This window comes from Pseudomonas sp. PB101, from assembly GCF_009764265.1.
Taxonomy (GTDB): domain Bacteria; phylum Pseudomonadota; class Gammaproteobacteria; order Pseudomonadales; family Pseudomonadaceae; genus Aquipseudomonas.
Window position 1 is genome coordinate 1 of record NZ_RWIR01000009.1, and the last position, 23,862, is coordinate 23,862.

The following is a 23,862-nucleotide window of genomic DNA, read 5'->3' on the forward strand; positions in this document are numbered from 1 at the left end:
TTGCGAAAACCTACATTGCCGTTGATATAAGCCTCAATGGCCGTAATTTTGAACTGAAGCGAAAACTTGCCCATGGAAACACCGCCAAAAGTCAGGATTGGTGTCCAGCTTTTGGGGTGCAGTCCAACCTGTGGGAGCGGGCTTGCCCGCGATAGCGCTGTGACATTCAACATCTACGTCGACTGACACGGCCTCTTCGCGAGCAGGCTGATTCCCACAGATTGCGCTAACTGTCCGTCAAAACAGATAACTGGCCTTCAGGCCGCCATTGAAGCCGTGGCTATCGCCGCCACCGCTGGCGCCGATTTCCGCCCCCACGCTCCACGCGCCCAGGTTGGCCATGACGTTGACGCCACCGGTGAACTGGTCACGGTTGTCGAAGGCGGCTTGCTGCTCGATGTCCAGGCCCAGCAGGTGCCCTTCGCTGTCGGTTTCAGTGTCGCCCAACACATGCTCGTAGCCCACCTGCACGCCCGGCACCAGTTGCCAGGCACCCACGCTGACAGGCGCAAACGAGGCGTTGAGGTTGGCCACCGCGCTCTTGCGGGTTTCGTGGATGCCGTCGACGTCGAGGGCCAGTTCGCTGCCTTTTTCCTGGAAGCCCGACAGGTTGACGTGGCTCACCCGCACGCCGAGGCTTGGTTCGAGGGTCACGCCGTTCACCGGCACACGGTAACCCACTGCCAGGGTCGCGCCCGTGAGGTTGCCATGGCTGTCGCCCTTGGCCGTGCCCAGGCCGCCGCCGAGTTCGCGCTTGCTCTCGTAATCGAGGTAGCCGGCGTTGGCCTTGGCATCCACGAACAGGCCGCGCTCCAGGCCGTTCGGAGCAAAGCGGGCGCCGACGCTGAAGAAGGTCAGGTCGGTATCGGCCTCGCCACCGGCGCCACCGACATTGCCGCTGCTGTAGCCGAAGCCGGCATGGGCGCTGAGTTGTTCGGAAAAGCGCTGGGTCAGGCCAATCATCAGGCCCTGGCTATGCTCGTTGCTGCTGGAGGCCTGGGACGAACCGTCGGTGCCCAGGTACCCCGCCAGGGCGGTGCTCCACAGGCGATATTGCCCGGTCTTGAGGTCGATGCCGCTGGTGAATGGCGCGGCAGCCTGTTCAATCATCGCGCCCTGGCGCAGCAGATAGCTGGCAGCGTCGGCATGCACCTGACCGCCGACGGTGGACTCGACACCGCCGAGGCTGCCCGCATCGATGGCCGATTGCAGGTAGTAATTGTAGGCGCTGTAGGTGCCCGAGAGGTTGCTGTTCTGCAATTGCTGCAACAACTGCGCACCGGCCGCGGCGTTGCCGGCAAGGTCCGCCGTGCCCGGCAGGCTGTTGTAGAACACCATCTTGCCGCGCAGCACGTAGAGGGTTTCCTGGGACAGGCCGAGGCCTTCCTTGAGGTAGTTGTCCATCGTGCCGTACTGCGCGGCCACCTCGTCCAGGCCGGCTTGCAGGTAACTGGCCTCCACGCCGATCAGCGGCCCGTAGATGGTCGCCAGGCTCGGTGGCAACGCCGCCAGGGTCGCCTTGATCCGCGCGGCAGTGTAGTCGTTCGTCGCCAGGTAGTTGCTCATGATGGTGGCATCGTCGACCCCGGCGATGCTTTGCAGCACGGCGGCGGTCCAGCCCGTGCGGTCCTTGCCGGCGGTGCAGTGGAACAACGCGGCGCCGTCGACCGTGGCCAGTTCATTGAACAGCTGGTTGAACTCGCTGCGCATCCCCGGGTTCCTGACGAAATCACGGTTGGTGTCCTCCATCATCTTGATGGCTTCGGCGGCACTGTGAAACGCGACGTTGGTGATGTTCGCGCCAGAGGTGGAGCCGCCGATGATGTCGATGTTGGTGTAGCTCGCGCCCGTGAGCATCGTGTCAGGCGTCGCGGCGATCTCGACGGGCGTGCGCAGGTCGTAGATGGCCTTGATGCCCTGGCCGTTCAAGGTCGCCAGATCCGCCGCCGACGGGGTCAGCGCGTTCGAACGGTAAAACACCCCGCCGCGCATCGTGCCGTCATTGGCGGTGGAGTACGCGGTGGTGAGACCGGCGACATCGCGGAAATTGTCGATGCTCTTCAGGCGTGGCGTGTTGAGGGAGACCGTTTCGGCAGCCTGCGCGGCAGCGATGGACAGGCTCAAAACAGACAGCGAACAAACGAGTCGTTGGAACACAGTGCAGCCTCATTGGAATAGCGTTGGGCTGACTAATATCTACATTGAAATGACGCTGAACATGACAAACCGCCTGCAAACGCAAATCACTGCGCGATGTGTCCGGGTGGCTCGCTTTCTGTCCGTGTAACGCCCCTTGAGCAGCCAGTTTTGGTGCTGCAAATGAACGCAGTGCCGGGTGAGAGCCAGGAACGGAATGGCGAAACAAGGAAAACGGCGGTTTACAGGTTAATCAAACGCACCGTTGAGAATTTCATAAACGAGCCCCGTGGCCAGCGCGACCAGGATCAGATCCGTGCCGACTTGCTGCCACTCGTAACCGTCATAGTGCGGCAGCCTGCCAACCAGTCGCCCGTCCAGTTTTTTGGCGATGCCCGGTGGCAGCGGCTTGCCTCGGGCAAGGTTCTTTTGAATGCCCGGCGGCAAGGCTGGCCCCGGGCTCCAGTAGCCCGTGCTTGTGCCAATGATTCCGAGCACGCTGCCGCGATCGATGCTCGGGCCATGGCTCCAGTCGCCGCCGCCGGAATTCTTGTTTTTGTTGCCATGACTGCCCTGGTTGCCATGGCTTGCCTTGCCATTGCCCTGGCCGTTACCGGGATCGGCCAGCGCAGTCACGGGGCCGCTGACCAGGGCCAGGCAGGTGATTGCTGCAATCAACGCTCGAGACTTGAACATGAGTCGTTCCTTCGTGGCGGGAATGTTCCCTGAAATTTAGACGTTATTGCCGAGGTTGGTTCCCTCGAGTCATTGCCGCCAAACCGTCTACGCTCAACCGGTCGAAGCCTTGCAGGCGTTTAGCGAAGGATGGGGCTAGTCGATTGCATTCCACTCACTGCGCCGCCCTGGAGACATCGCCATGATCCGCCCCCTGCTCACCGCTCTCGCCCTGCTCGCCGCAAGTGTTGCGGCGCACGCCGATGTCACGCCGTTCCCGGCGTCCTTCCACACCCAGGACATCCCCGTCGATGGCGTCACGATGCACGTGCGCGTCGGCGGCAAAGGGCCGGCGGTGGTGCTGCTGCACGGCTTTGGCGACACCGGCGACATGTGGGCACCACTGGCGGCCGACCTGGCGCGGGACCACACCGTGGTGGTGCCGGACCTGCGCGGCATGGGCCTGTCGTCGATACCGCAAAGCGGCTACGACAAGAAGACTCAAGCAGCGGACATCCGTGGCGTGTTGAACGCGTTGAAGATCGAACACTCGGTGGTCGTCGGCCACGACATCGGCACCATGGTCGCCTTCGCCTATGCCTCGCGCTACCCGGAGCGCACCGACCGCCTGGTGGTGATGGACGCACCTGTGCCGGGCATTCCACCGTGGAACGACATCGTGCGTTCGCCGATGCTCTGGCACTTCGACTTCGGCGGCGCCGACATGGAACGTCTCGTCGCCGGGCGTGAACGCATTTACCTCGACCGCTTCTGGAACGAATTCGCCGGCACCCCGGCCAAAGTCGACGAAGGCACCCGCCAGCACTACGCCAGACTCTACGCCCGCCCCGGCGCCATGCACGCCGCCTTCGCCCAGTTCCGCAGCATTCGCCAGGACGCCGTGGACAATGAAGCGTCGATGGCGAAAAAACTGAGCATGCCGGTGCTGGCGGTCGGGGGCGAGAAATCCTTCGGCGCCAATGAGGCCATCGTGATGCGCAATGCCGCGGACAAGGTCACGGAAGTGGTGATTCCGGGGGCCGGGCACTGGTTGATGGAAGAGGCGCCGACGCAGACGATTGCGGCGATTCGCGGGTTTATGACGCAGTGAAGTCACATCCCTGACATCCGAAAACCATGTAGGAATTTACCCCCCCGTGGCGAGGGAGCTTGCTCCCGCGGGCGAGCGGCGGGGTTTTGAGGTGTCCAACGTGCTGTAAGCCAATTCCAGTCGTAAAAAAACCCGCATTAATGCGGGTTTTTATCGTCTGATCCTGGTGGGGAGCAGACTCTATCAGAAGTTCGCCGGGGTGTTCGCGCTGATGATTTCCGCCTCATCCGCCCCGATATTGCGAAACCGGTGCGGCAAGGTCGTCGGGAAGTAATAGCCATCCCCGGCGTTCAGCACGCTCACCTGGCCGTCCACGGTCAGCTCCACGGTGCCACGCGTCACCAACCCGCACTCCTCGCCCTCGGAATGCACGATCGGCTCTTCGCCGGAACTGGCACCCGGTGCGTATTGCTCGCGCAGCAGGCGCATCTGCCGGCTTGGCACGGAGGCGCCGATCAGCAGCAGGCGCAGGCCATGGCGACCGAGGTCGGGCTGTTCGCTGGCGCGGAAGACATATTGGTGTTCGCGCGGAGGCTGATCGAAGGTGAAGAAGTCGGCCAGGGACATGGGAATGCCCTCCAGCAATTTCTTCAGGGAGCTGACGGAAGGACTGACCCGATTCTGTTCGATCAGGGAGATGGTTGCATTGGTGACGCCGCTACGCCGGGCCAGCTCGCGCTGGGACAGTTTGTAGCTTTCGCGTACTAATTTGAGTCGTGAGCCCGTGTCCATGACAGCCTTATGTGCGTACCGCTTAAGGGTAATGGGGGTGGAGAGCAGGCGCGGATCACGCCGTTTTCCGGTCCCGGAAACGTGAAAGGCGGCTATTAAATCACGTTTGTTCGTAATGCTCAGCAGGTTCGATAGACGGCTGGAAAAAACCACCTGCGGGAGCGAGCCTGCTCGCGAAAGCGGTGTGTCCGGCGACATCTACTTTGGCTGATATGGCCTCATCGCCAGCAAGCTGGCTCCTACAGGGGACCGCGGTGTTTCAGGTGTTAAAAAGCCGGCGGCACCCTTTGGGGGAGATGCCGCCGGCGAGGTAAAGCTTAGATGCCGAAACGGTCACGCAGCGAGTAGTACACGGCGCCGAGGGCGGTCAGCGGGGCCGAGAAGGTGCGCCCGCCGATCATCGGCATGTGCGGCAAGGAGGCGAACGCGTCGAAGCGCTCGGCATCGCCACGGATCATTTCCGAGATCAGTTTGCCGGCCAGGTGCGAGCAAGTGACGCCGTGGCCACTGTAGCCCTGCATGTAGTAGGCGTTTTTCTCGATACGGCCGAATTGCGGCATGCGGGACATGGTCAGCAGGAAGTTGCCGGTCCAGCGGTAGTCGATCTTCACGTCCTTCAATTGCGGGAAGGTCTTGAGGATCTTCGGGCGGATCAGTTGTTCGATGTCGTCCGGCTCGCGTGCACCGTAGACCACGCCACCGCCGTACAGCAGGCGGTTGTCCGCGGTCAGGCGGTAGTAGTCGAGCAGGTAGTTGCAGTCTTCGACGCAGTAGTTGTTCTTGATCAGGCTGCGCGCTTGCTGCTCCGACAACGGCTCGGTGACGACGATCTGCGAACCGCACGGCATGCTCTTGCTGGTCACGCGGTTATCCAGGCCCTGGGGCAGGTAGGCGTTACCGGCGATCAGCAGGTACTTGGCCTTCACCAGGCCCTTGGCGGTGCGCACGGTGATCGGTTCGCCGTAGGTGATTTCCACCGCCGCCGATTGCTCGTAGATCTTGCCGCCCAGGCCGATGATGGCCGAGGCCTCACCGAGGGCCAGGTTCAGCGGGTGAATGTGGCCGCCCTGCATGTCCAGCAGGCCGCCGACGTAGGCATCGGAACCGACTTCGCGCTTGATGTCGGCCGCGTCGAGCATTTTCAGGTTCTTGTTGCCGTAGCGTTCCCAGCTCTTCTTCTGCTCGGCCAGGCCCTTGAGTTGCTTCTTGTTCATCGCCGCGAAAATGCCGCCGGGGCGGTAGTCGCACTGGATGTCGTAGTGCTGTATGCGCTGACGGATGATGTCGGCGCCTTCGAATATCATGCTGCCGAGGACTTCGGCGGTCTTGTCGCCGTAGCGCTCTTCGATGACGTCGACGTCACGGCTGTAGGAGTTGACCAGTTGGCCGCCGTTGCGACCGCTGGCGCCGAAACCGACCTTGGCCGCTTCGAGCACGGTCACGCTGTAGCCCGCTTCGGCGAGGAACAGGGCCGAGGACAGGCCGGTGTAGCCGGCACCGATCACGCAGACGTCGCAGTCCACCGCCCCTTCCAGCACCGGGAAGTCGCCGGTGAAGTTGCGGGTGGCGGCGTAGTAGCTGTTTACATGCTGTTGCTTGGTAGCGCTGTGTTTCATAAATTTCTCCGATGGCCGCCGCAAGCTGCCGGCGACCGCCGCTTTATTGTTATTAGAGCTTGATCCAGGTCGCTTTGAGTTCGGTGTACTTGTCGAACGCGTGCAGCGATTTGTCCCGACCGTTGCCCGATTGCTTGAACCCGCCGAACGGTGCGGTCATGTCGCCGCCGTCGTACTGGTTGACCCAGACGCTGCCGGCACGCAAGGCACGGGCGAAGGTATGGGCCTTGCTCAGGTTGCTGGTCCAGACGCCGGCGGCCAGGCCGTAGATGCTGTCGTTGGCAATCGCCAAAGCTTCTTCAGTCGTGTCGAAGGTGATGACCGACAGCACCGGGCCGAAGATTTCTTCCTGGGCGATGGTCATGGCGTTGGTCACGCCGTCGAAAATCGTCGGTTCCACGTACTGGCCACCGGTGTCTTCGAGGGTGCGGCTGCCGCCGGCGATCAACTGAGCGCCCTGCTCTTTGCCGATCCCGATGTAGCGCAGCACGTTGTCCAGTTGACGCTGGTCGACGACCGCGCCGACCGTGGTCGCAGGATCGAGCGCATGCCCTGGCTTCCACGCTTGCAGTGCTTCCACCAACAGCGGTATGAATTGCTCGCGGATCGAACGTTCAACCAGCAAACGCGAACCGGCGGTGCAGACTTCGCCCTGGTTGAAGGCAATGGCACCGGCTGCGGCCTGTGCAGCGGCGCGCAGGTCCGGCGCATCGGCGAACACCACGTTCGCGCTCTTGCCGCCCGCTTCAGCCCAGACGCGTTTCATGTTGCTTTGCCCGGCGTAGATCATCAGCTGCTTGGCAATCGCCGTGGAGCCCGTGAAAGCCAGCACGTCGACGTCCATGTGCAACGCCAGCGCCTTGCCCACGGTGTGGCCGTAGCCCGGCAAGACGTTGAACACGCCTTTCGGAATACCGGCATCTAGTGCCAGCTGGGCGATGCGGATCGCCGTCAACGGCGACTTTTCCGAAGGCTTGAGGATGAACGAGTTGCCCATCGCCAGGGCCGGGGCGAATTTCCAACTGGCCATGATCAGCGGGAAGTTCCACGGCACGATGGCCGCGACCACACCGGCCGCTTCGCGCGTCACCAGGCCCAGCTGATCGTGGGGGGTGGCGGCGATTTCGTCGTAGATCTTGTCGATGGCTTCGGCGGTCCAGCGGATCGCATTGGCGGTCGCCGGAATGTCGATGCTCATGGAGTCGCTGATCGGCTTGCCCATGTCGAGGGTTTCGAGCAGGGCCAGCTCTTCCTGGTTGGCCAGGATCAGGTCGGCGAAACGGATCAGGATGCGCTTGCGCTCGGCCGGGGCCAGGTTGGCCCAGACGCCGGATTCGAACGCACGGCGCGCGACGGCGACTGCCGCATTGGCGTCGGCTTCGTCGGTGCTGGCGACGTTGGCCAGGAAACGACCGTCCACCGGGCTCAGGCATTCGAACGTGGCGCCACTGGCGGCCGTGCAGTATTGGCCGTCAATGAATGCGCGACCTTCAATAGAGAGGGACTGGAAGCGTTGCTCCCAATCGCTGCGAGTGTTTGTCATGGTTGTGACTCGACGCAGGGGAATTGAGTGATCGTCGGACGAGCGCCCGCCCAATCAAAAAATGAAATGCGATCCTTGTAGGAGCCGGCTTGCTGGCGAAAGCGGTGTGTCAGGCGCCATCAATGCTGGAAGGTCCGACGCTATCGCCAGCAAGCCGGCTCCTACAGTGGGCGGCGTACACACGCCGCCAACGCCATCAAACGGTATGCAAGTACCAGTTGTACTCAAGGTCGGAGATGGAGTTCTCGAACTCGGCCAGCTCGCTTTCCTTGCACGCCACAAACACGTCGATGTACAGCGGGTCGATGTACTTGGCCATGACTTCGCTGTCGTCCAGCTCGCGCAGTGCGTCGCGCAGGTTGTTCGGCAGGCTCTGCTCGTTCTGCTCGTAGCTGTTGCCTTCGACCGGGGCGCCCGGCTCGATCTGGTTGGTCAGGCCGTGGTGCACGCCCGCCAGGACCGACGCCATCAGCAGGTACGGGTTGGCATCGGCGCCCGCTACGCGGTGTTCGATGCGCACCGAGTCCGGCGAACCGGTCGGCACACGTACCGCGACGGTGCGGTTGTCGATGCCCCAGCTCGGCGAGTTCGGCACGTAGAACTGTGCGCCGAAACGACGGTAGGAGTTGACGTTCGGGCAGAGGAACGCCATCTGCGCCGGCAGGGTCTCGAGCACACCGCCGATCGCGTGTCGCAGCGCGGCGTTCTGCTCGGGATCCTCGCTGGCAAAGATGTTGTTGCCTTCCTTGTCGAGAATCGAGATGTGCACGTGCAGACCGTTACCCGCCTGGCCCGGATACGGCTTGGCCATGAAGGTGGTGTCCATCTCGTGGTCGTAGGCGATGTTCTTCACCAGACGCTTGAGCAGGACGGCGTAGTCGCACGCCTTGATCGGGTCAGCCACGTGATGCAGGTTGACTTCGAACTGCGCCGGGGCGCTTTCCTTGACGATGGCGTCAGCCGGGATGCCCTGCTCTTTCGCGCCTTCGAGGATGTCTTGCAGGCAGTCGACGTATTCGTCGAGGTCATCGATCAGGTACACCTGGGTCGACATCGGACGCTTGCCGGATACCGGCGAACGTGGCGATTGCGGACGACCGTTCACGTTGTCCTGGTCGATCAGGTAGAACTCCAGCTCGAACGCGGCACAGATGGTCAGGCCCATGTCGTCGAACTTGCGCACGACATTGGCCAGCACTTCACGCGGGTCGGCGAAGAATGGCTGGCCTTCGAGTTCGTGCATGGTCATCAGCAGTTGCGCAGTCGGGCGCTTCTGCCAGGGTTCGATGCTGAGGGTGCCGGGGATTGGGTAGCAGATCCGGTCGGAGTCGCCGATGTCCAGACCCAGGCCGGTGCTTTCCACCGTGGAGCCATTGATGTCCAGAGCAAACAGGGACGCCGGCAGGTTGATGCCTTTCTCGTAAACCTTATGAAGACTGGTGCGCTCGATGCGCTTGCCGCGCACCACACCGTTCATATCCGCAATCAGAAGGTCGACGTACAAAACCTCAGGATATTTCTTAAGGAATGCGTTTGCTTCGTTGAGTTGAACGGTACGCAGGGGGACCGACATGTTGCACCTATTTAGCTGTTAATTATTATGTTCACTGCCCTTTCACGAGCCCAGTCAATCCGAAAGGCAAAGTGAAGTCAATAGCGAACACCTGGCCTTTCAGCGTTTATTTTCGGGCACTTCAGAGGCACGAGAGTGCCAGATACTCCCCAAAACGCCCGTAAATCCTGAAGATCGGACGTGCGGCGTTTAGAATTTTTTACATGAGAGTTGTTAATTAAAATCAACAAGGCTAAGCTCCGGAAAAGCTCGTTCAAGTGTGAAACTTCGAGGTGATAAAAATGGCATTCAAGCCATTGATCGGCGTTACAGCGTGCGTCAAACAGATTGGCCTGCACCCCTACCACATCAGCGGTGACAAGTACTTGCGTGCTGTCAGCGTTGCGGCGCTGGGGCTGCCTGTCGTTATTCCTTCCTTGGGCGACCTGACCGAAATCGATGATCTGCTCCCGCAGCTCGACGGTCTGTTGCTGACCGGCTCGCCGTCGAACGTGGAACCCTTCCACTATCAAGGCCCGGACAGCGCCCCCGGTACGGAGCACGATCCGCAACGGGACCGCACCACCCTGCCGCTCATCCGCGCAGCCATCGCTGCCGGCGTTCCGGTGCTCGGCATCTGCCGTGGTTTCCAGGAAATGAACGTGGCGTTCGGTGGCAGCCTGCATCAGAAAGTCCATGAGCTGCCGGGCTTCCTCGATCACCGTGAAGCCAACCACCCGGACCTGGCCGTGCAATACGCACCGGCCCATGCGGTGGATGTGCAGCCCGGCGGTGTGTTCCAGGCGCTGGACCTGCCACCGGTGTTCCAGGTCAATTCGATTCACAGCCAGGGCATCGACCGCCTCGCGCCCGGCCTGCGCGCCGAAGCCGTCGCGCCCGATGGCCTGATCGAGGCGATCTCGGTCGAGCACAGCAAGGCCTTCGCCCTCGGCGTGCAATGGCACCCGGAATGGCAAGTGCTGGATAACCCTCCTTACTTGAGTATTTTCCAGGCGTTCGGCGAAGCCTGCCGGCAACGGGCGGCGCTGCGTCACTCGAGCTGACGACCCAACCCACATTCAACGATTGACTGCCCACGCGAGCGGGCAGGCGCTTTTGCGCGTCCCGCTCGCCAGAACAACACACTGCGATAACAACAAGTACTACCAGGCAGCCAGGACGGCGGCGCCGAATCAACCCGGGACGGGAAACGCAATTCCTTGTAGGAGCGAGCCTGCTCGCGATGGATGTCCGGACAGCGCGGGCATTCAGACTGCCAGCGTCATCGTTGGCGACCATCGCGAGCAGGCTCGCTCCTACAGAGAGGCGGCGTTGACTCCGGGTTTGCAATCCACTATTAAGCCGGGCCGTGTTGGCCGGGCGACTGAAACCTGTTGGGAGTTTCAAATGGCAAACGCCTCCAGCATTTACAGGAAGGCAATTGAAGGTCACCAGGCACCGAAGAAGGTGTTGGTGAAAGTCGATCGCGTCACCAAGAAATTCGACGAAACCACCGCAGTGGACGATGTGTCCCTGGAAATCCACCAGGGTGAAATCTTCGCCCTGCTCGGCGGTTCCGGATCCGGCAAATCGACCCTGTTGCGCATGCTCGCCGGTTTCGAGCGCCCGACCGAAGGCCGGATTCTGCTCGACGGTGTCGACATCACCGACATGCCGCCGTACGAACGACCGATCAACATGATGTTCCAGTCTTATGCCCTGTTCCCGCACATGACGGTGGCGCAGAACATCGCCTTTGGCCTCAAGCAGGACCGTTTGCCAGCGGCCGAAATCGAAGCCCGCGTGCAGGAAATGCTGCGCCTGGTGCACATGACCCAGTACGCCAAGCGCAAGCCGCACCAACTGTCCGGCGGCCAGCGCCAGCGCGTGGCCCTGGCCCGTTCCCTGGCCAAGCGTCCGAAGCTGTTGCTGCTCGACGAACCGATGGGCGCACTGGATAAGAAGCTGCGCTCGCAGATGCAGCTGGAGCTGGTGGAAATCATCGAGCGCGTCGGCGTGACCTGCGTGATGGTGACCCACGACCAGGAAGAGGCCATGACCATGGCCGAGCGCATCGCGATCATGCACCTGGGCTGGATCGCCCAGATCGGCAGCCCGGTCGACATCTATGAAGCACCGGTCAGCCGCATGGTCTGCGAATTCATCGGCAACGTGAACGCCTTCGACGGCACCGTGGTCGAGGACCTGGAAGGTCACGCGATCATTCACAGCCCGGACCTGGAACAGAAGATCTACGTCGGTCACGGCGTCAGCACCTCGGTGCAGGACAAGTCGATCACCTACGCGATCCGCCCGGAAAAACTGCTGGTCAGCACCGTCAAGCCGGACAACCGCTACAACTGGTCCAGCGGCAAGGTACATGACATCGCCTACCTCGGCGGCCACTCGGTGTTCTACGTCGAGCTGCCTGGCGGCAAGATCGTCCAGTCGTTCATGGCCAACGCCGAACGCCGTGGTGCACGTCCGACCTGGGACGATCAGGTCTACGTGTGGTGGGAAGACGACAGCGGCGTGGTACTGCGCGCATGAAAACCTTCAATCAGCAATTCCTGAGACTGGTCCCCAGCGGGCGCAAGCTCGTCATCGGGATTCCATTCATCTGGCTGTTCCTGTTCTTCATGTTGCCGTTCTTCCTGGTGATGAAGATCAGTTTCTCGGAAGCGGCCCTGGCCATTCCGCCCTACTCGGAGATCTACACCTTCGCCGAGCAGAAATTCCAGCTGATGCTCAACATCGGCAACTACACCCTGCTGGGCGAGGATGTGCTGTACCTCTCCGCCTACCTGGGTTCGTTGAAGGTCGCGTTTTTCAGCACGCTGATGTGCCTGGTGATCGGTTTTCCGATGGCCTACGCCATCACCAAGGCCAGCAAGGAAGCGCAGAACGTGCTGATGCTGCTGATCATGATGCCGACCTGGACCGCGATCCTGATCCGCGTTTATGCGTGGATGGGCATCCTCAGCAACAACGGCCTGCTCAACGGCTTCCTGATGTGGACCGGGCTGACGTCGCACCCGATCGAGATCCTCAACACCAACACCGCCGTCTACATCGGCGTGGTGTATGCGTACCTGCCGTTCATGGTGCTGCCGCTGTACGCCAACCTGGTCAAGCACGACCAGAGCCTGCTGGAAGCCGCGTCCGACCTGGGCTCGAGCACCTTCAACAGCTTCTGGAAAATCACCGTGCCGCTGGCCAAGAACGGCATCATCGCCGGCTGCATGCTGGTGTTCATTCCGGTGGTCGGTGAGTTCGTGATTCCGGAACTGCTCGGCGGTCCGGAGACCCTGATGATCGGCCGTGTGTTGTGGCAAGAGTTCTTCAACAACCGCGACTGGCCGGTGGCGTCCGCCCTGGCGGTGGTGATGCTGTTGATCCTGATTGTGCCGATTCTGCTGTTCAACCGCAGCCAGGCCAAAGAGATGGAGGCACGGGGATGAAACGCTTCGGATTTTCAAAGTTCATGCTGATTTTCGGCCTGTCGTTCATCTACCTGCCGATGCTGATCCTGGTGATCTACTCGTTCAACGCCTCCAAGCTGGTGACGGTGTGGGGTGGCTGGTCGTTCAAGTGGTATGCCGGTTTGTTGGACAACAGCCAACTGATGGGTTCGGTGGGACGCTCGCTGGAAATCGCCTGCTACACCGCCATCGCAGCCGTTGCACTGGGGACGCTGGCCGCGTTCGTGCTGACCCGCGTTACCCGCTTCAAGGGCCGCACGCTGTTCGGTGGCCTGGTCACCGCGCCGCTGGTGATGCCTGAGGTGATCACCGGTCTGTCGCTGTTGCTGCTGTTCGTGGCCATGGCGCAGATGATCGGCTGGCCGATGGAGCGTGGCATCGTCACCATCTGGATCGCCCACACCACGTTTTGTGCTGCCTACGTGGCGGTGGTAGTCTCCGCCCGCCTCCGCGAGCTGGACCTGTCCATCGAAGAAGCGGCCATGGACCTGGGTGCGAAGCCATTCAAGGTGTTTTTCCTGATCACCATTCCGATGATCGCGCCGTCACTGGCGGCCGGCGGCATGATGTCGTTCGCCCTGTCGCTGGATGACCTGGTGCTGGCGAGCTTCGTCTCCGGCCCGGGTTCCACGACCCTGCCGATGGAAGTGTTCTCGGCGGTGCGTCTGGGCGTGAAGCCCGAGATCAACGCCGTGGCCAGCCTGATCCTGTTGGCGGTTTCCATCGTGACCTTCATGGTCTGGTACTTCAGCCGCCGCGCCGAAGAAAGCCGCAAGCGCGCGATCCAGGAAGCCATGGACCAGACCGCCAGTGAATCCTGGCAACAACCGAAAAAACAAATGGCAGGCGCAACGGCCTGATGCCCCCCCTGTAGGAGCGAGCCTGCTCGCGATGGACGTAAACGATGACGTGGGCTGTCTGAGTGAACGCGGCGTCCTTGCGTTTTTCGCGAGCAGGCTCGCTCCTACAAATGTTTGCTATGTGATTTTGAATAAAAAAGAAATGGAGTTGTACCGATGAAAATGTTTGGCAGGACTCTGCTGACACTGTCCTTATTGGGCGCAATCGCCACGGGCGCCCAGGCCAATGACAAGGTTCTGCGCGTCTATAACTGGTCGGATTACATTGGCCCGGACACCGTCAAGAAGTTCGAAGACGAGACCGGCATCCAGGTGACCTACGATGTCTTCGACAGTAACGAAACCCTTGAAGCACGCCTGCTCGCGGGCAAATCCGGCTACGACATCGTCGTGCCGTCCAACAGTTTCCTGGCTAAGCAGATCAAGGCCGGCGTCTATCAGGAACTGGACAAGTCGAAGTTGTCGAACTGGAAAAACCTCAACCAGGTGCTGCTGAAAAACGTCTCCGCGAGCGATCCCGACAACGCCCACGCCATCCCCTACATGTGGGGCTCGATCGGCATCGGCTTCAACCCGGCGAAGGTCAAGGAAGTGCTCGGCGCCAATGCCCCGACGAACTCCTGGGACCTGCTGTTCAAACCGGAAAACGCCGAGAAGCTCAAGGCCTGCGGCATCAGCTTCCTCGACTCGCCGACCGAAATGATCCCGACCGCCCTGCACTACCTGGGCTACCCGGTGAACGATCAGGACAAACAGCACATCGCCGAAGCCGAGGCGCTGTTCATGAAGATTCGCCCGAACGTGGCGTACTTCCATTCGTCGAAATACATCTCCGACCTGGCCAACGGCAACATCTGCGTGGCCGTCGGTTACTCCGGCGACGTGTTGCAGGCCAAGGCCCGCGCCCAGGAAGCCGGGGACAAAGTGAAGATCGACTACAGCATCCCGAAAGAAGGCGCGGCCAGCTTCTACGACATGCTCGCCATCCCGCGCGATGCCGCCAACGTCGAGAACGCTTACCTGTTCATGAACTTCCTGATGCGCCCCGACGTGATCGCCGACATCACCAACAGCATCGGCTACAGCAACGCCAACGCGGCGGCCACGCCACTGGTGGATGAAGCCATCCGCAACGAACCGGGCTCCTACCCGTCGGAAGCGGTGATGGCCACGCTCTATGCCGTGCCGGACCAGCCGATCGCCGTTCAGCGGGTCATGACCCGTGGCTGGACCAAGGTGAAGTTGGGCCAATAATTCACTCGAAATCGCCATCGCGAGCAAGCTCGCTCCCACAGGTACGGCATGTACCTTGAGGTCCCCGGGATCCCTGTGGGAGCGAGCTTGCTCGCGATGGGGCCCTCACATCCAACACAGATTTCAGTTTTACCAGTTTCCGTTCACGCAGCGCCTTACCACCGCTGCCTCTCCTGCAAGTAGAACGGCCTCACCTGGCTCCCTCGGTTCAGGTGAATTTTGGCGCCCTCGGGCGCCTTTTTTATTGGCGATCCACCAACGGCCATTCGGCCAGTGCCCGATAACGGCCCTTGTGGGATTCGAACAGAGTGAAGCGCTCGGCGCGCAGGAAGAACTCCGGTGCGGTCGGGGACTCCGGCACCGACGCCCGATAGTCCCGCGCCAGGGTCAGGTGCGGACGGTATTCCTTCGGCGCTTGCTCCAGTCCGAACGGCAACATCGCCTGTTCCAGGTCATACACCAGGCGCAACAATGCCGGGGGCGCCTGCTCTGGCGCGAGCACCAGCGCCCCTGCCCTGCGCCACACGTCCAGCCGATCCAGCAGCACCGTCAAACGCTCGCCCGGCACGCGGATGGACGCCGCGGCCGTGCAGATCTCGGTGATCTGCGCCACCGCCACCGCCCCCAGAAACTTCAGCGTCAGGTGAAAGTTGTCCGCCGGCACCGGCCGTCCGTTGCGCAACTGCAGCGCACTGCGCCAGCGGGCTATCTCCCGGCGCTGGGCCGGGGCGCAGTCCAGCGCAAAGAACAGGCGCTTGAACGGCTCGCGGGTTTCGTCGTTCATGCCGCACTCCTTGATCAAAGACTGTCTGAGTGTACTCAACAGCCGCCAGCCGGCCAGCGCATTTGTGGCGCCGGGCGGCAGGCGGGTTATAGTTCTGGGCAAAACCGGAGGGGACCATGCGACAGATCATCAGCAAAGAGCCCTGGTGGGCCAGACCGCCCGAACCAGGTCAGGATGAACTCAAGCTGGAATGGGGCTGGCTGGTGCATTACAGCGAAGGCGAGCCGCGCTTCGAGTTCGTCCGCGAGCGGCCGACGGACGACGAGATCCGCCAGCGCAAGAGTTGCAGGATCACCCCGACGCCGGAGTGATCCCGCGTGCGGCGTCAGGCCTGGAGGAGGACTTCGAACCCGCCATAGACCATGCGCTGGCCATCGAAGGGCATCGGGTTGACGTCTGGCTTCATGCGCGAATCCTGCATCATCTTGTCCATCCCGGCATTACGGGTGTCCTTGTCCGGCCAGATGATCCAGCCAAAGGCAACGGTTTCGCTTTCCTTGAGTTTCACCGACATTGGAAACGAGGTGACCTTGCCTTCGGGGACATCCTCGCCCCAGCATTCGACCACGCTCAAGGCACCGTTTTCCTTGAAGACCGAGGCGGCAATCTTGGCGTGCTTGATGTATTGCTCACGGTTGGCGGTGGGTACGGCAGCGATGAATCCATCAACGTAGGACATGAGTGTTCTCCTTGGGTCATGGGGTGTTCCGCTGGGTAGTCGGTTGCGCTGGCGTCCAATCGACAGTGCCGGCGCTCAAACCGACCGGCGGTTGTGCACTGCCGCCCAGGCTGCCTTCGATCTGCCCCGCCATGTACAGCGTGCCGGCCATGACACCGGTGGTCGGGTTCTGCACCAGCTTGATCCAGGCCTTGTCGAAGGTGTTGCCCAGACTGCTGCGGATCAGCGCCTCGCTGTCCGGCCGGTCGTTGGCCTGAATGATCGCGCGAATGGCCGCTACACCGACGGTGATCAATCCGCCGGCGAGTTTCCCGGCGGCGGCGGCCACGGCACTGGCGGCCCCGCGCGGGGCCATCTCGGCTTCCATGCGCTGGCTGGCGCGCTTGGCCACCGGCGCCATGGCGGTGTCGGTCGAACCCACGCCCTTGTCGCCGCCAGCCTTGTGGATTTTGTCGATCAACGCGGCGAAGGCCGGCAATGCGATCAACTGTTCGGTATGCACGATCTGGTACAACGAAGCATCCCGCGCCGGTGGCGGCCCGAGGGCGATGGCCGGGATTTTCTGGATGCGCCCGTTGAGCTGGGCCATCGGCACGCCGTGGCGGGTGGAGATTTTCTGCAGCTCTTCCTTGAGGATGTCGACGTAGAACGCCGCGGCCAGGCCGAGAATCGCATCGGGATCGATTTCCGCCGCCACCGGGGCCAGGACCTTCTCCTGATAGGCTTCGAGCAGGTACGCCGCCAGGCGCTTGGCCGAGGCATCCTGCTCACCCTCGGCGCTGATGTTGTACCAGCTGACCTTCATCGACAGCCATTCCTGGGTCCAGTAACTGCTGAACCATGGGATGAAATTCTCTTCGGTCAATTCATAGACTCGCGTGCGCCAGTATTCCATGGCGCCGCGGGCGTAGATTCTGGTCTGCTCGGTGGCCGACTGCGAAGCGGCGACGATCTCCTGGTCCACTTGCTCCCAGGTGCTGGCCGAGACCACCACCGGCGGTGCCTCCACCGGGGCACGGGGCGGCGTGGCGCATCCCGCCAACACCACCAGCACGGCGACGATCAGTGAACGCAGGTTCACGATGGTGGCTTCCTGAAGTTGTCATCGAACCGGAGGCTCGGTGATTGGAAAATCTCTGTTTTGAGTATAGGTGGCGGCATGCACTTGCCCGCGACGGAGCGCGCATCAACAGCACAAAAACCACCATCACTGGCGTCGATAATCACCATCGCCGCGATTGCCTTCCGCTTGCCGGCCGTCAGCGTAGGATCGATCCCAAGCCAACACGAAACCCCGATCCGGAGGGGAACATCATGCTGATCCATCTGCTGACCTGCCTGGCCCTGACGGCGTTCACCCTGAGTGTGTTTGCCTGGTACGTCCTGAGCGAGGAGCAAACATCATGATCCACACCGTCACGCTCGCCGTGCGCTTTGCGCTGTTCGGCAACAATTTCTACGCGCAGGAATTCGAGTCACGTAAAGAGTTGACCCTGCTGTTCGACGAGAAGTTCGAGGCGTTGCTGATGCCTGCCGCCGACCATCATTTCAGCAACGAAGTGGTCGGAATAAACGATCAGTTCCGTTTTTTGAACGACCTGCTGGTCGCGCATCTGCTGGACGTCGAGCTGGCAAAAGGGGCGGCCCGTTCGTTCGGGTTCTGATCGCGACCACCGGTCATTCCGTGTTTCACAGCCAAGGCTACGCTTAACCCTGTGCTGTGAAATTGCATATTTTGCTGCACTATCACAGCACGCATCGACCAACCGGCCTTCAAGCAGCAATGTTTGAAGGCTTTTTTGTTGGCACGCGATATGCCCGCCTCTTGACTGCCTCCCTAAGTTAAATCGAGCCGATCCAACGATGGACATTCTGAATTTACTGGCCCACAAAGCGCAGCCTCTGACCAGCAGCCTGAGCATGAACGGGCAGCTCATCGACCTGTCCGCCAGCCTGAGCGATCAACTGGGTTACGCGCCGCAAGAGCTCTCCGGGCAACCGATCGAACGCATTTTCAACGTCGAATCGGTGCGCACCCTCAAGTCGCTGTTCGCCAACCCTCCCGCCGACGAGCAGGTGCACAGCCTGGAGCTGACCCTGATCCGCCACAACGGCGGCCTGCTGCATGTGGTCGCCTGCGGCCTGTTGGAGTGGCGCACCGTGGAAGCGGCGCGCCTGCACCTGCTGAAAATCCCCCTCGGTGCCCTCGGTCATCGCTTGCGCGAAATGCACAACGCCAATGAAGTCATGAGCCAGATGCTGCAAAGCGCCAAGGTCGCGTACTGGTGCATCGAGTTCGCCGAGGCAGTGGACATCAATCATTCCCCGGATGAAATCGTTCGTCAGGTGTTCGAAAACGACTCCCACTGGCGCCTGTGCAACCGTGCCATGGCCGACGTCTACGAGATGCCGTCGGACGTCGATTTCAACCAGCAACCGGTTCGCCTGTACTGGCCGCGCAGCCCGGCCAACGAAGAGTTCGTACGACGCCTGATCGAGGCCGGATTCCATGTCGACTGCGCACTGTCGGTGGATCGCCGCCACGACGGCTCGCCGGCCTACGTCGAGAACGATGTGCGGGCGACCATCGTCAACGGTCACCTGCTGCGCATGTGGGGCAGCATCCGCGACGTCAGCCAGGAGCTGCGCATGCAGCACGACGCCGAGCAGCGCATCGATGCCCTGCGCCGCGTGTTCGACGCGGTGCCGGATGCGGTGCTGGTGATCGACGAACACCTGCAACCGCAATGGCGCAACGCCGCGTTCGAGGAAACCTTCGGCATCACCCACGGCGCCGGCATCGCGCGCCTGCTGCTGGACAACGGGTTACCCGAACGCACCTGGCATACGCTGCCCCTGCCCGACCTGCGCGGACGTGAGCGGAGTTTCAACGTGCACTGTTCGCGCATCCTGATTCGCGAAGGCGTGGCCTGGCGCGTCGCCGTGCTACGCGAAAGCCGCCAGGGTATGCGCCGCGTCGAAGAGTTGCACCCATGAAAGACAAGAACCTGCCCCCGACGATGCAGATGGGCATGCGCTCCTCGGTCAACGTCAGTAGCGAAGTGCTCAGTGCATTGCTGGAGACGCCGGCATTGCATGCCCTGCTCGACAGCTTCGGCGAGGCACTGATCATCAGCGATAACGAAGGCCGGGTGCGCTTTCTCAACCTGGCGGCCGAGCGCGTCAATCGATTATCCAAACAGCAAGCCATCGGCCTGTCCGACAATGAATTTTTCCAGCGTTCGGCGTTGAACTATGACGACTTGCTGGTAGCCCTGAATCGCGGGGGCAACAGCGCCCTGACCCGCTCCCGGGAAGGTCGCGTGCTGCTCAGCAGCACCCACGCCATTCCTACCGGCGCCTATGAAAAACCGTTCAGGATGCTGACCCAGAAAGATTTCGACGGCAGCCAGCAGCCACGACGTCCGGCGATGGGCGGCCGACCTCTGGAACCCCAGGGATTGCGCGACCCACAGGACAATGCACTGCACCTGTCGCCGCAACTGTCGAGCATCGCCGATACCGGCGTGCGTGCATTCCGCCGCCGCGCGCGATTGCTGTTGCTGGGTGAACCCGGGGTCGGCAAGACCGCCATCGCCCGGCATATCCATCGCGCCGCCGGATGGGGTGACAGGCCCTTCATTCACGTCAACTGCGGCAGCATTCCCGAGAGTCTGTTCGAATCGGAGATGTTCGGTTATGAGCGCGGCGCCTTTACCGGTGCCTTGCAGGGCGGCAAGCAAGGCTATATCGAGGCGGCGTCGGGCGGCACCCTGTTCCTCGACGAGATCGGCGAAATTCCGCTGCATGTGCAGGCTAAACTGCTCAAGTTTCTCGAAGACAGCACGATTCAGTCGGTCGGCTCGCCCCTGAGCAAAACCGTACAGGTGCAGGTCATTGCCGCCACCAACAAGGACTTGCGTCGCCTGGTGGACAGCGGCGAGTTTCGCGCCGACCTTTACTATCGCCTGGCGGTGCTGCCTGTGGAAATTCCGCCGCTGCGCGAACATCGCGATGACCTGCCGTTTCTCATCGATATCCTGCTGAGCCGTATCAATGGAGACCGCGAGCCGTCGCTGAGCCTGTCTGCCGGTTGCCGCAAGCGCCTGTTGAGCTACGACTACCCGGGCAACATCCGCGAACTGGTGAACATCTTCGAACGCCTCGCAGTGCTCGCCGACGATGAGGCGCAGGAACATCACCTGCCGCGTGAGTTGCTCGAACCCGCGCGGCGAATTCAGCCTTTGATTGCTTCAGCGGCGGACGAAGAAGCAGAGGACAATCCCGAGCAGAATCTCAAGCTCCAGGTTCAACGCTTCGAGCGCCAGGTCATCCTCCAGGCGGTGGCGTTGTGCGGCAGCAAACGCAAGGCGGCGCAGCACCTGGGCATCGACATCGGCACGCTGATTCGCAAGCTGCAGCGCGATTGACCCCAAAACACGGCCCTTTGTAGGAGCTGGCTTGTCAGCGATAGCGGTAGATCAGCCAACCTCTTTGTTGAGCCTGAAGACGCCATCGCCGGCAAGCCGGCTCCTACAGTTACCCGTTTGCTGCGGAAAGCGCTGCAAAAACGCCTACACATCTAGTTACTCTTGCCTATCACCCCGCCAAAAAAAATTAATAAACCCTTTAAATTCAATACGTTGAATAACTGGCACGACCTGTGCTCCTGCTACCTGCAACCCACCACCGTTGGGCTTTGCATCAGGGCCGGCGTTTATACGCCGCGCCGGTAGCCAGGAGGAAAAATAATAATGTTGATCACCGGGATCAAAAGCCGGCCAGTCTATGACCGGCTGCAACCCTTGCCGGGAGGCAGGCGGCACATCATTGCCGGTCAAGGCAGTGGCGGTCGCGCCATGTTGCGCTTGCTGGACGAAATGACCGGGCTGGATGGCCCCATCACCCTGCTGTACTCCCGAGAGTCGTTTTCCGGCCAGGACTTCCTGACCGAACTGCAGCGCTACCCGGATCATGAGCTGCGTCCGTACGCCAGCAACCAGGCATTGATCGATGACCTGAACAACCTGCTGGTCGATGCGCGCATGGGCACCCGCCTGTACCTCGCAGGCTCCGAAAGCTTCCTGGGCAGCGCCATGCAAGTGGCTACCCGCTTCGACCTCAATCGCGACGAAGTGCTGCGCGAACACTCCGGCACTCTGGTGCGCCGGGTGTGGTGCGTGCACTGCGACACCTACACCGAAAACGTCACCCAACGCGTCTACGACTGCCCCGGTTGCAGCCTGACGCTGGTGGTGCGCGATCACTATTCCCGGCGATTGGCGGCGTTTCAGGCGGTCAAGGCCGACGCCGAAGTGCCGGGAGAATTGCCGCCAGCCGAGGAGCTCGATACATGAGCCAGAACAACGGAACCTTGAACCTGCGCGTGGCCCGCATCGAATCGGTGACCCCGGAAATCAAGCGCTTCACCCTGGTCTCGCCGAGCGGCGAGCACCTGCCGGCGTTCTCCGGCGGCAGCCATGTCGTGGTGTTGGTCACCAATTCTGACAAGACCTTGCGCAACCCCTATTCGCTGCTCAGTTCGCCCTACGACACCAGCAGTTATCAGATCGCCGTGCGCCGCGTCGACAGCGGTCGTGGAGGTTCGGTGGCGCTGCACGACAACGTCAATGAAGGCGACCTGATCGAGGTCACGCCACCGGTCAACCTGTTCCCGCTGATCAAACAGGCGCGCCTGCACCTGTTCATCGCCGGGGGGGTCGGCATCACGCCGGTGATCTCGCAACTGGAAGAACTGCGCCTGAGCAAAGTGCCGTTCGAACTGCATTACGCGGTGCGCGGTGAAGAACACGCGCAATTGGGCAAAGAGCTTCAGGCGACCTATGGCGAGCAGGTTCACCTGTACCGCAAAGGCGTGGAGTCGCGCATGGAGATCGGCCAGATCCTTGCCGGTCGACCGCTGGGCAGCCACGTCTACGTGTGCGGCCCGGACAGCATGATCGACGCCACCCTGGCCTGTGCCCGCGACCTGGGCTGGACCGACAGCCACGTGCACTACGAGCGTTTCCTTGAGCAAGGCAGCGGCGGCGAGGCTTTCAGTTTCACCCTCGGCCGCAGCGGCACGACCATCGAAGTCTCGCCTGACCAGACCATGCTCGAAGCGGTGGAAGCCGCCGGTTTCAGCATGCCCTACCTGTGTCGCGGCGGCGCTTGTGGCCACTGCGAAACCACCGTCCTGGAACTGGACGGCGAGTTGCTGCACACCGACGACTGGCTGTCCGACGAAGACAAGGCCAGCCGCAAGAAAATCATGCCGTGCGTATCGCGCGCCCAATGCAATCGCCTGGTCATCGACCTCTGATCGGAAGACATAACAATGACAATCACATTCAACCGCGACGAAACCTATCGCGACGACTACACCTTCGCCAACAGCCCGGAAACCATCGCCCGCGCGCCCTTTCCGTTTCCCGATGACGACTACATGTACTCGATGAACCTCGAGCCGCATGTCCCGGTGGGCGACGGTGCGTTCCGCGCTGCGTTCGATATCGACGAGCACTACATCAGCGAATGCCGGGACCGCGCCATCACCCTGGAGAAGGACCCGGGCATGCACTATGTCTCGGCGCCGCACATGATGGAGGCGCAATGGGACCTGCTCGAACTGATCATGGAGTCCTACGCCCGTGATTACCCGGAGTACTTCACCCTGGCCCGTGAAGGCCGGCAGTGGCACTGGACCAACCGCCTGCTGAACATCGACGACCACTTCACCTTCGGCGACCCGGCGACCTTGCCCTATGAGCCGATGGAGTACGTGACTCGCCAGGCCCAGGGTGACTGGGTGTTGCAGGAAGAGCGCGACGGTACGTTGTACTGGGGAGCAGGCATCGCCACTCAACGCGCCGACTATTCGCTGCGCTTCAACCTCGGCATGAGCTGGGAGGAATTCCACGGCCCCGTACCGCTGGTGAAGGAAATCGGCATGCTCGACCGTGCCCTGAAGTTCCTGCTGCGCCTGCGCACCGGTCACCCGGTACGCCGCCTTAACTGGTCGCTGACCGTCAATCCGCGCCTCGAAGTCTCGGCTGAAAGCCTGCCGGAATGGGCACCGGACCGCACCGTCGTGACCGCCGAAAACGCCGGCAAGCTGGTGTACCTGCGCATCGAGTTACAACCGCTGCACCGCTTGCCGCGCAGCAACGCCATCGTCTTCCCGATCCGTACTTACCTGCTGAGCCTTGAGGACATCGCCACCAACCCGGCGTGGGCCCGGCGCATGCATCGGGTGCTGCGCGACCTCAATCAGCAACTGGTCGACTACAAGGGCTTCAGCCGCTACCGCGACGCGGCGGTGGAATGGCTTTCGCAGTATGACGACGGCCGGGAAAGCGAGCCGCGCAAGCAAGCCTGATCGACACCATTCCTTGTAGGAGCCGGCTTGCTGGCGATGGCGATTTCACGGACGCCATCG

At 61.7% G+C, this 23,862-nt stretch carries 22 protein-coding genes; 13 read left to right on the top strand and 9 right to left on the bottom strand.

Annotated elements, in window-relative coordinates:
• Positions 1-237: 237 nt before the first annotated feature.
• Together EI969_RS02770 and EI969_RS02775 are read right to left on the bottom strand one after the other, a co-directional pair.
• Positions 238-2,157, bottom strand: coding sequence for a tyrosine-protein phosphatase (locus EI969_RS02770; RefSeq protein WP_160385817.1), 1,920 nt, complete (start codon positions 2,155-2,157; stop codon positions 238-240).
• Positions 2,158-2,385: 228 nt separating this feature from the next.
• On the bottom strand, positions 2,386-2,832 hold the full coding sequence (locus tag EI969_RS02775; protein ID WP_160385818.1) for an anti-virulence regulator CigR family protein: 447 nt from the start codon (positions 2,830-2,832) through the stop codon (positions 2,386-2,388).
• 181 nt (positions 2,833-3,013) lie between these two features.
• Here EI969_RS02775 and EI969_RS02780 point away from each other — a divergent pair, with 181 nt between their 5' ends.
• Positions 3,014-3,922 carry an alpha/beta fold hydrolase gene (locus tag EI969_RS02780; protein ID WP_160385819.1) on the top strand — a complete coding sequence of 303 codons (909 nt, stop codon included), beginning with the start codon at positions 3,014-3,016 and terminating at the stop codon, positions 3,920-3,922.
• A 183-nt stretch (positions 3,923-4,105) separates the two neighbouring features.
• Here EI969_RS02780 and EI969_RS02785 read toward each other — a convergent pair whose 3' ends face one another.
• The 4 genes from EI969_RS02785 to EI969_RS02800 form a co-directional block, all read right to left on the bottom strand.
• Positions 4,106-4,654, bottom strand: coding sequence for a cupin domain-containing protein (locus tag EI969_RS02785; RefSeq protein WP_007982140.1), 549 nt, complete (start codon positions 4,652-4,654; stop codon positions 4,106-4,108).
• A gap of 317 nt (positions 4,655-4,971) precedes the next feature.
• The gene (locus EI969_RS02790; protein ID WP_160385820.1) at positions 4,972-6,270 is read right to left on the bottom strand and encodes an FAD-binding oxidoreductase; all 1,299 of its coding nucleotides are present in this window, start codon (positions 6,268-6,270) and stop codon (positions 4,972-4,974) included.
• Between the two features lie 52 nt (positions 6,271-6,322).
• A complete protein-coding gene (locus tag EI969_RS02795; RefSeq protein ID WP_160385821.1) occupies positions 6,323-7,813 on the bottom strand; it encodes an aldehyde dehydrogenase in 1,491 nt (496 codons plus the stop codon).
• Between the two features lie 196 nt (positions 7,814-8,009).
• On the bottom strand, positions 8,010-9,386 hold the full coding sequence (locus tag EI969_RS02800; RefSeq protein ID WP_046042407.1) for a glutamine synthetase family protein: 1,377 nt from the start codon (positions 9,384-9,386) through the stop codon (positions 8,010-8,012).
• A 281-nt stretch (positions 9,387-9,667) separates the two neighbouring features.
• Between EI969_RS02800 and EI969_RS02805 the strand changes: the two genes are divergently transcribed.
• The 5 genes from EI969_RS02805 (at position 9,668) to EI969_RS02825 (ending at position 14,961) form a co-directional block, all read left to right on the top strand.
• Entirely contained in the window at positions 9,668-10,429 is a 762-nt protein-coding gene (locus tag EI969_RS02805; RefSeq protein ID WP_160385822.1) for a gamma-glutamyl-gamma-aminobutyrate hydrolase family protein, read from the top strand.
• Positions 10,430-10,772: 343 nt separating this feature from the next.
• Complete coding sequence (gene potA / locus EI969_RS02810; RefSeq protein WP_160385823.1) at positions 10,773-11,915, top strand: polyamine ABC transporter ATP-binding protein; 1,143 nt, start codon at positions 10,773-10,775, stop codon at positions 11,913-11,915.
• Positions 11,912-12,826, top strand: coding sequence for an ABC transporter permease subunit (locus tag EI969_RS02815; protein WP_160385824.1), 915 nt, complete (start codon positions 11,912-11,914; stop codon positions 12,824-12,826). Before potA ends, EI969_RS02815 begins: the two co-directional genes overlap by 4 nt.
• Entirely contained in the window at positions 12,823-13,707 is an 885-nt protein-coding gene (locus EI969_RS02820; RefSeq protein WP_150715041.1) for an ABC transporter permease subunit, read from the top strand. The genes EI969_RS02815 and EI969_RS02820 overlap by 4 nt, the downstream gene beginning before the upstream one ends.
• A 156-nt stretch (positions 13,708-13,863) precedes the next feature.
• A complete protein-coding gene (locus tag EI969_RS02825) occupies positions 13,864-14,961 on the top strand; it encodes a polyamine ABC transporter substrate-binding protein (RefSeq protein ID WP_160385825.1) in 1,098 nt (365 codons plus the stop codon).
• Between the two features lie 241 nt (positions 14,962-15,202).
• Here the strand turns inward: EI969_RS02825 and thpR are convergent, their stop codons facing one another.
• On the bottom strand, positions 15,203-15,745 hold the full coding sequence (thpR, locus tag EI969_RS02830; protein ID WP_160385826.1) for an RNA 2',3'-cyclic phosphodiesterase: 543 nt from the start codon (positions 15,743-15,745) through the stop codon (positions 15,203-15,205).
• A gap of 116 nt (positions 15,746-15,861) precedes the next feature.
• On the opposite strand from thpR, the gene EI969_RS02835 reads away from it, so the two are divergent.
• A complete protein-coding gene (locus EI969_RS02835; protein ID WP_150715044.1) occupies positions 15,862-16,056 on the top strand; it encodes a hypothetical protein in 195 nt (64 codons plus the stop codon).
• A 14-nt stretch (positions 16,057-16,070) separates the two neighbouring features.
• On the opposite strand, the gene EI969_RS02840 is transcribed toward EI969_RS02835, so the two are convergent.
• On the bottom strand, positions 16,071-16,424 hold the full coding sequence (locus tag EI969_RS02840; RefSeq protein WP_160385827.1) for a DUF1428 domain-containing protein: 354 nt from the start codon (positions 16,422-16,424) through the stop codon (positions 16,071-16,073).
• A gap of 16 nt (positions 16,425-16,440) precedes the next feature.
• On the bottom strand, positions 16,441-17,505 hold the full coding sequence (locus EI969_RS02845) for a hypothetical protein (protein ID WP_160385828.1): 1,065 nt from the start codon (positions 17,503-17,505) through the stop codon (positions 16,441-16,443).
• 322 nt (positions 17,506-17,827) lie between these two features.
• Here EI969_RS02845 and EI969_RS02850 point away from each other — a divergent pair, with 322 nt between their 5' ends.
• The 6 genes from EI969_RS02850 (at position 17,828) to EI969_RS02875 (ending at position 23,802) form a co-directional block, all read left to right on the top strand.
• Positions 17,828-18,088 (top strand): hypothetical protein, encoded by a 261-nt coding sequence (locus EI969_RS02850; RefSeq protein WP_160385829.1) that lies wholly within the window; start codon positions 17,828-17,830, stop codon positions 18,086-18,088.
• A 199-nt stretch (positions 18,089-18,287) separates the two neighbouring features.
• Positions 18,288-19,421, top strand: a complete 1,134-nt coding sequence (locus EI969_RS02855; RefSeq protein ID WP_160385830.1) for a PAS domain-containing protein — start codon at positions 18,288-18,290, stop codon at positions 19,419-19,421.
• A complete protein-coding gene (locus EI969_RS02860) occupies positions 19,418-20,854 on the top strand; it encodes a sigma-54-dependent Fis family transcriptional regulator (protein ID WP_160385831.1) in 1,437 nt (478 codons plus the stop codon). The genes EI969_RS02855 and EI969_RS02860 overlap by 4 nt, the downstream gene beginning before the upstream one ends.
• A gap of 324 nt (positions 20,855-21,178) precedes the next feature.
• Positions 21,179-21,781, top strand: coding sequence for a dimethylamine monooxygenase subunit DmmA family protein (locus EI969_RS02865; protein ID WP_160385832.1), 603 nt, complete (start codon positions 21,179-21,181; stop codon positions 21,779-21,781).
• On the top strand, positions 21,778-22,746 hold the full coding sequence (locus EI969_RS02870) for a PDR/VanB family oxidoreductase (RefSeq protein WP_160385833.1): 969 nt from the start codon (positions 21,778-21,780) through the stop codon (positions 22,744-22,746). Before EI969_RS02865 ends, EI969_RS02870 begins: the two co-directional genes overlap by 4 nt.
• Positions 22,747-22,761: 15 nt before the next feature.
• Positions 22,762-23,802, top strand: a complete 1,041-nt coding sequence (locus EI969_RS02875) for a DUF3445 domain-containing protein (protein ID WP_160385834.1) — start codon at positions 22,762-22,764, stop codon at positions 23,800-23,802.
• Positions 23,803-23,862: the final 60 nt, after the last annotated feature.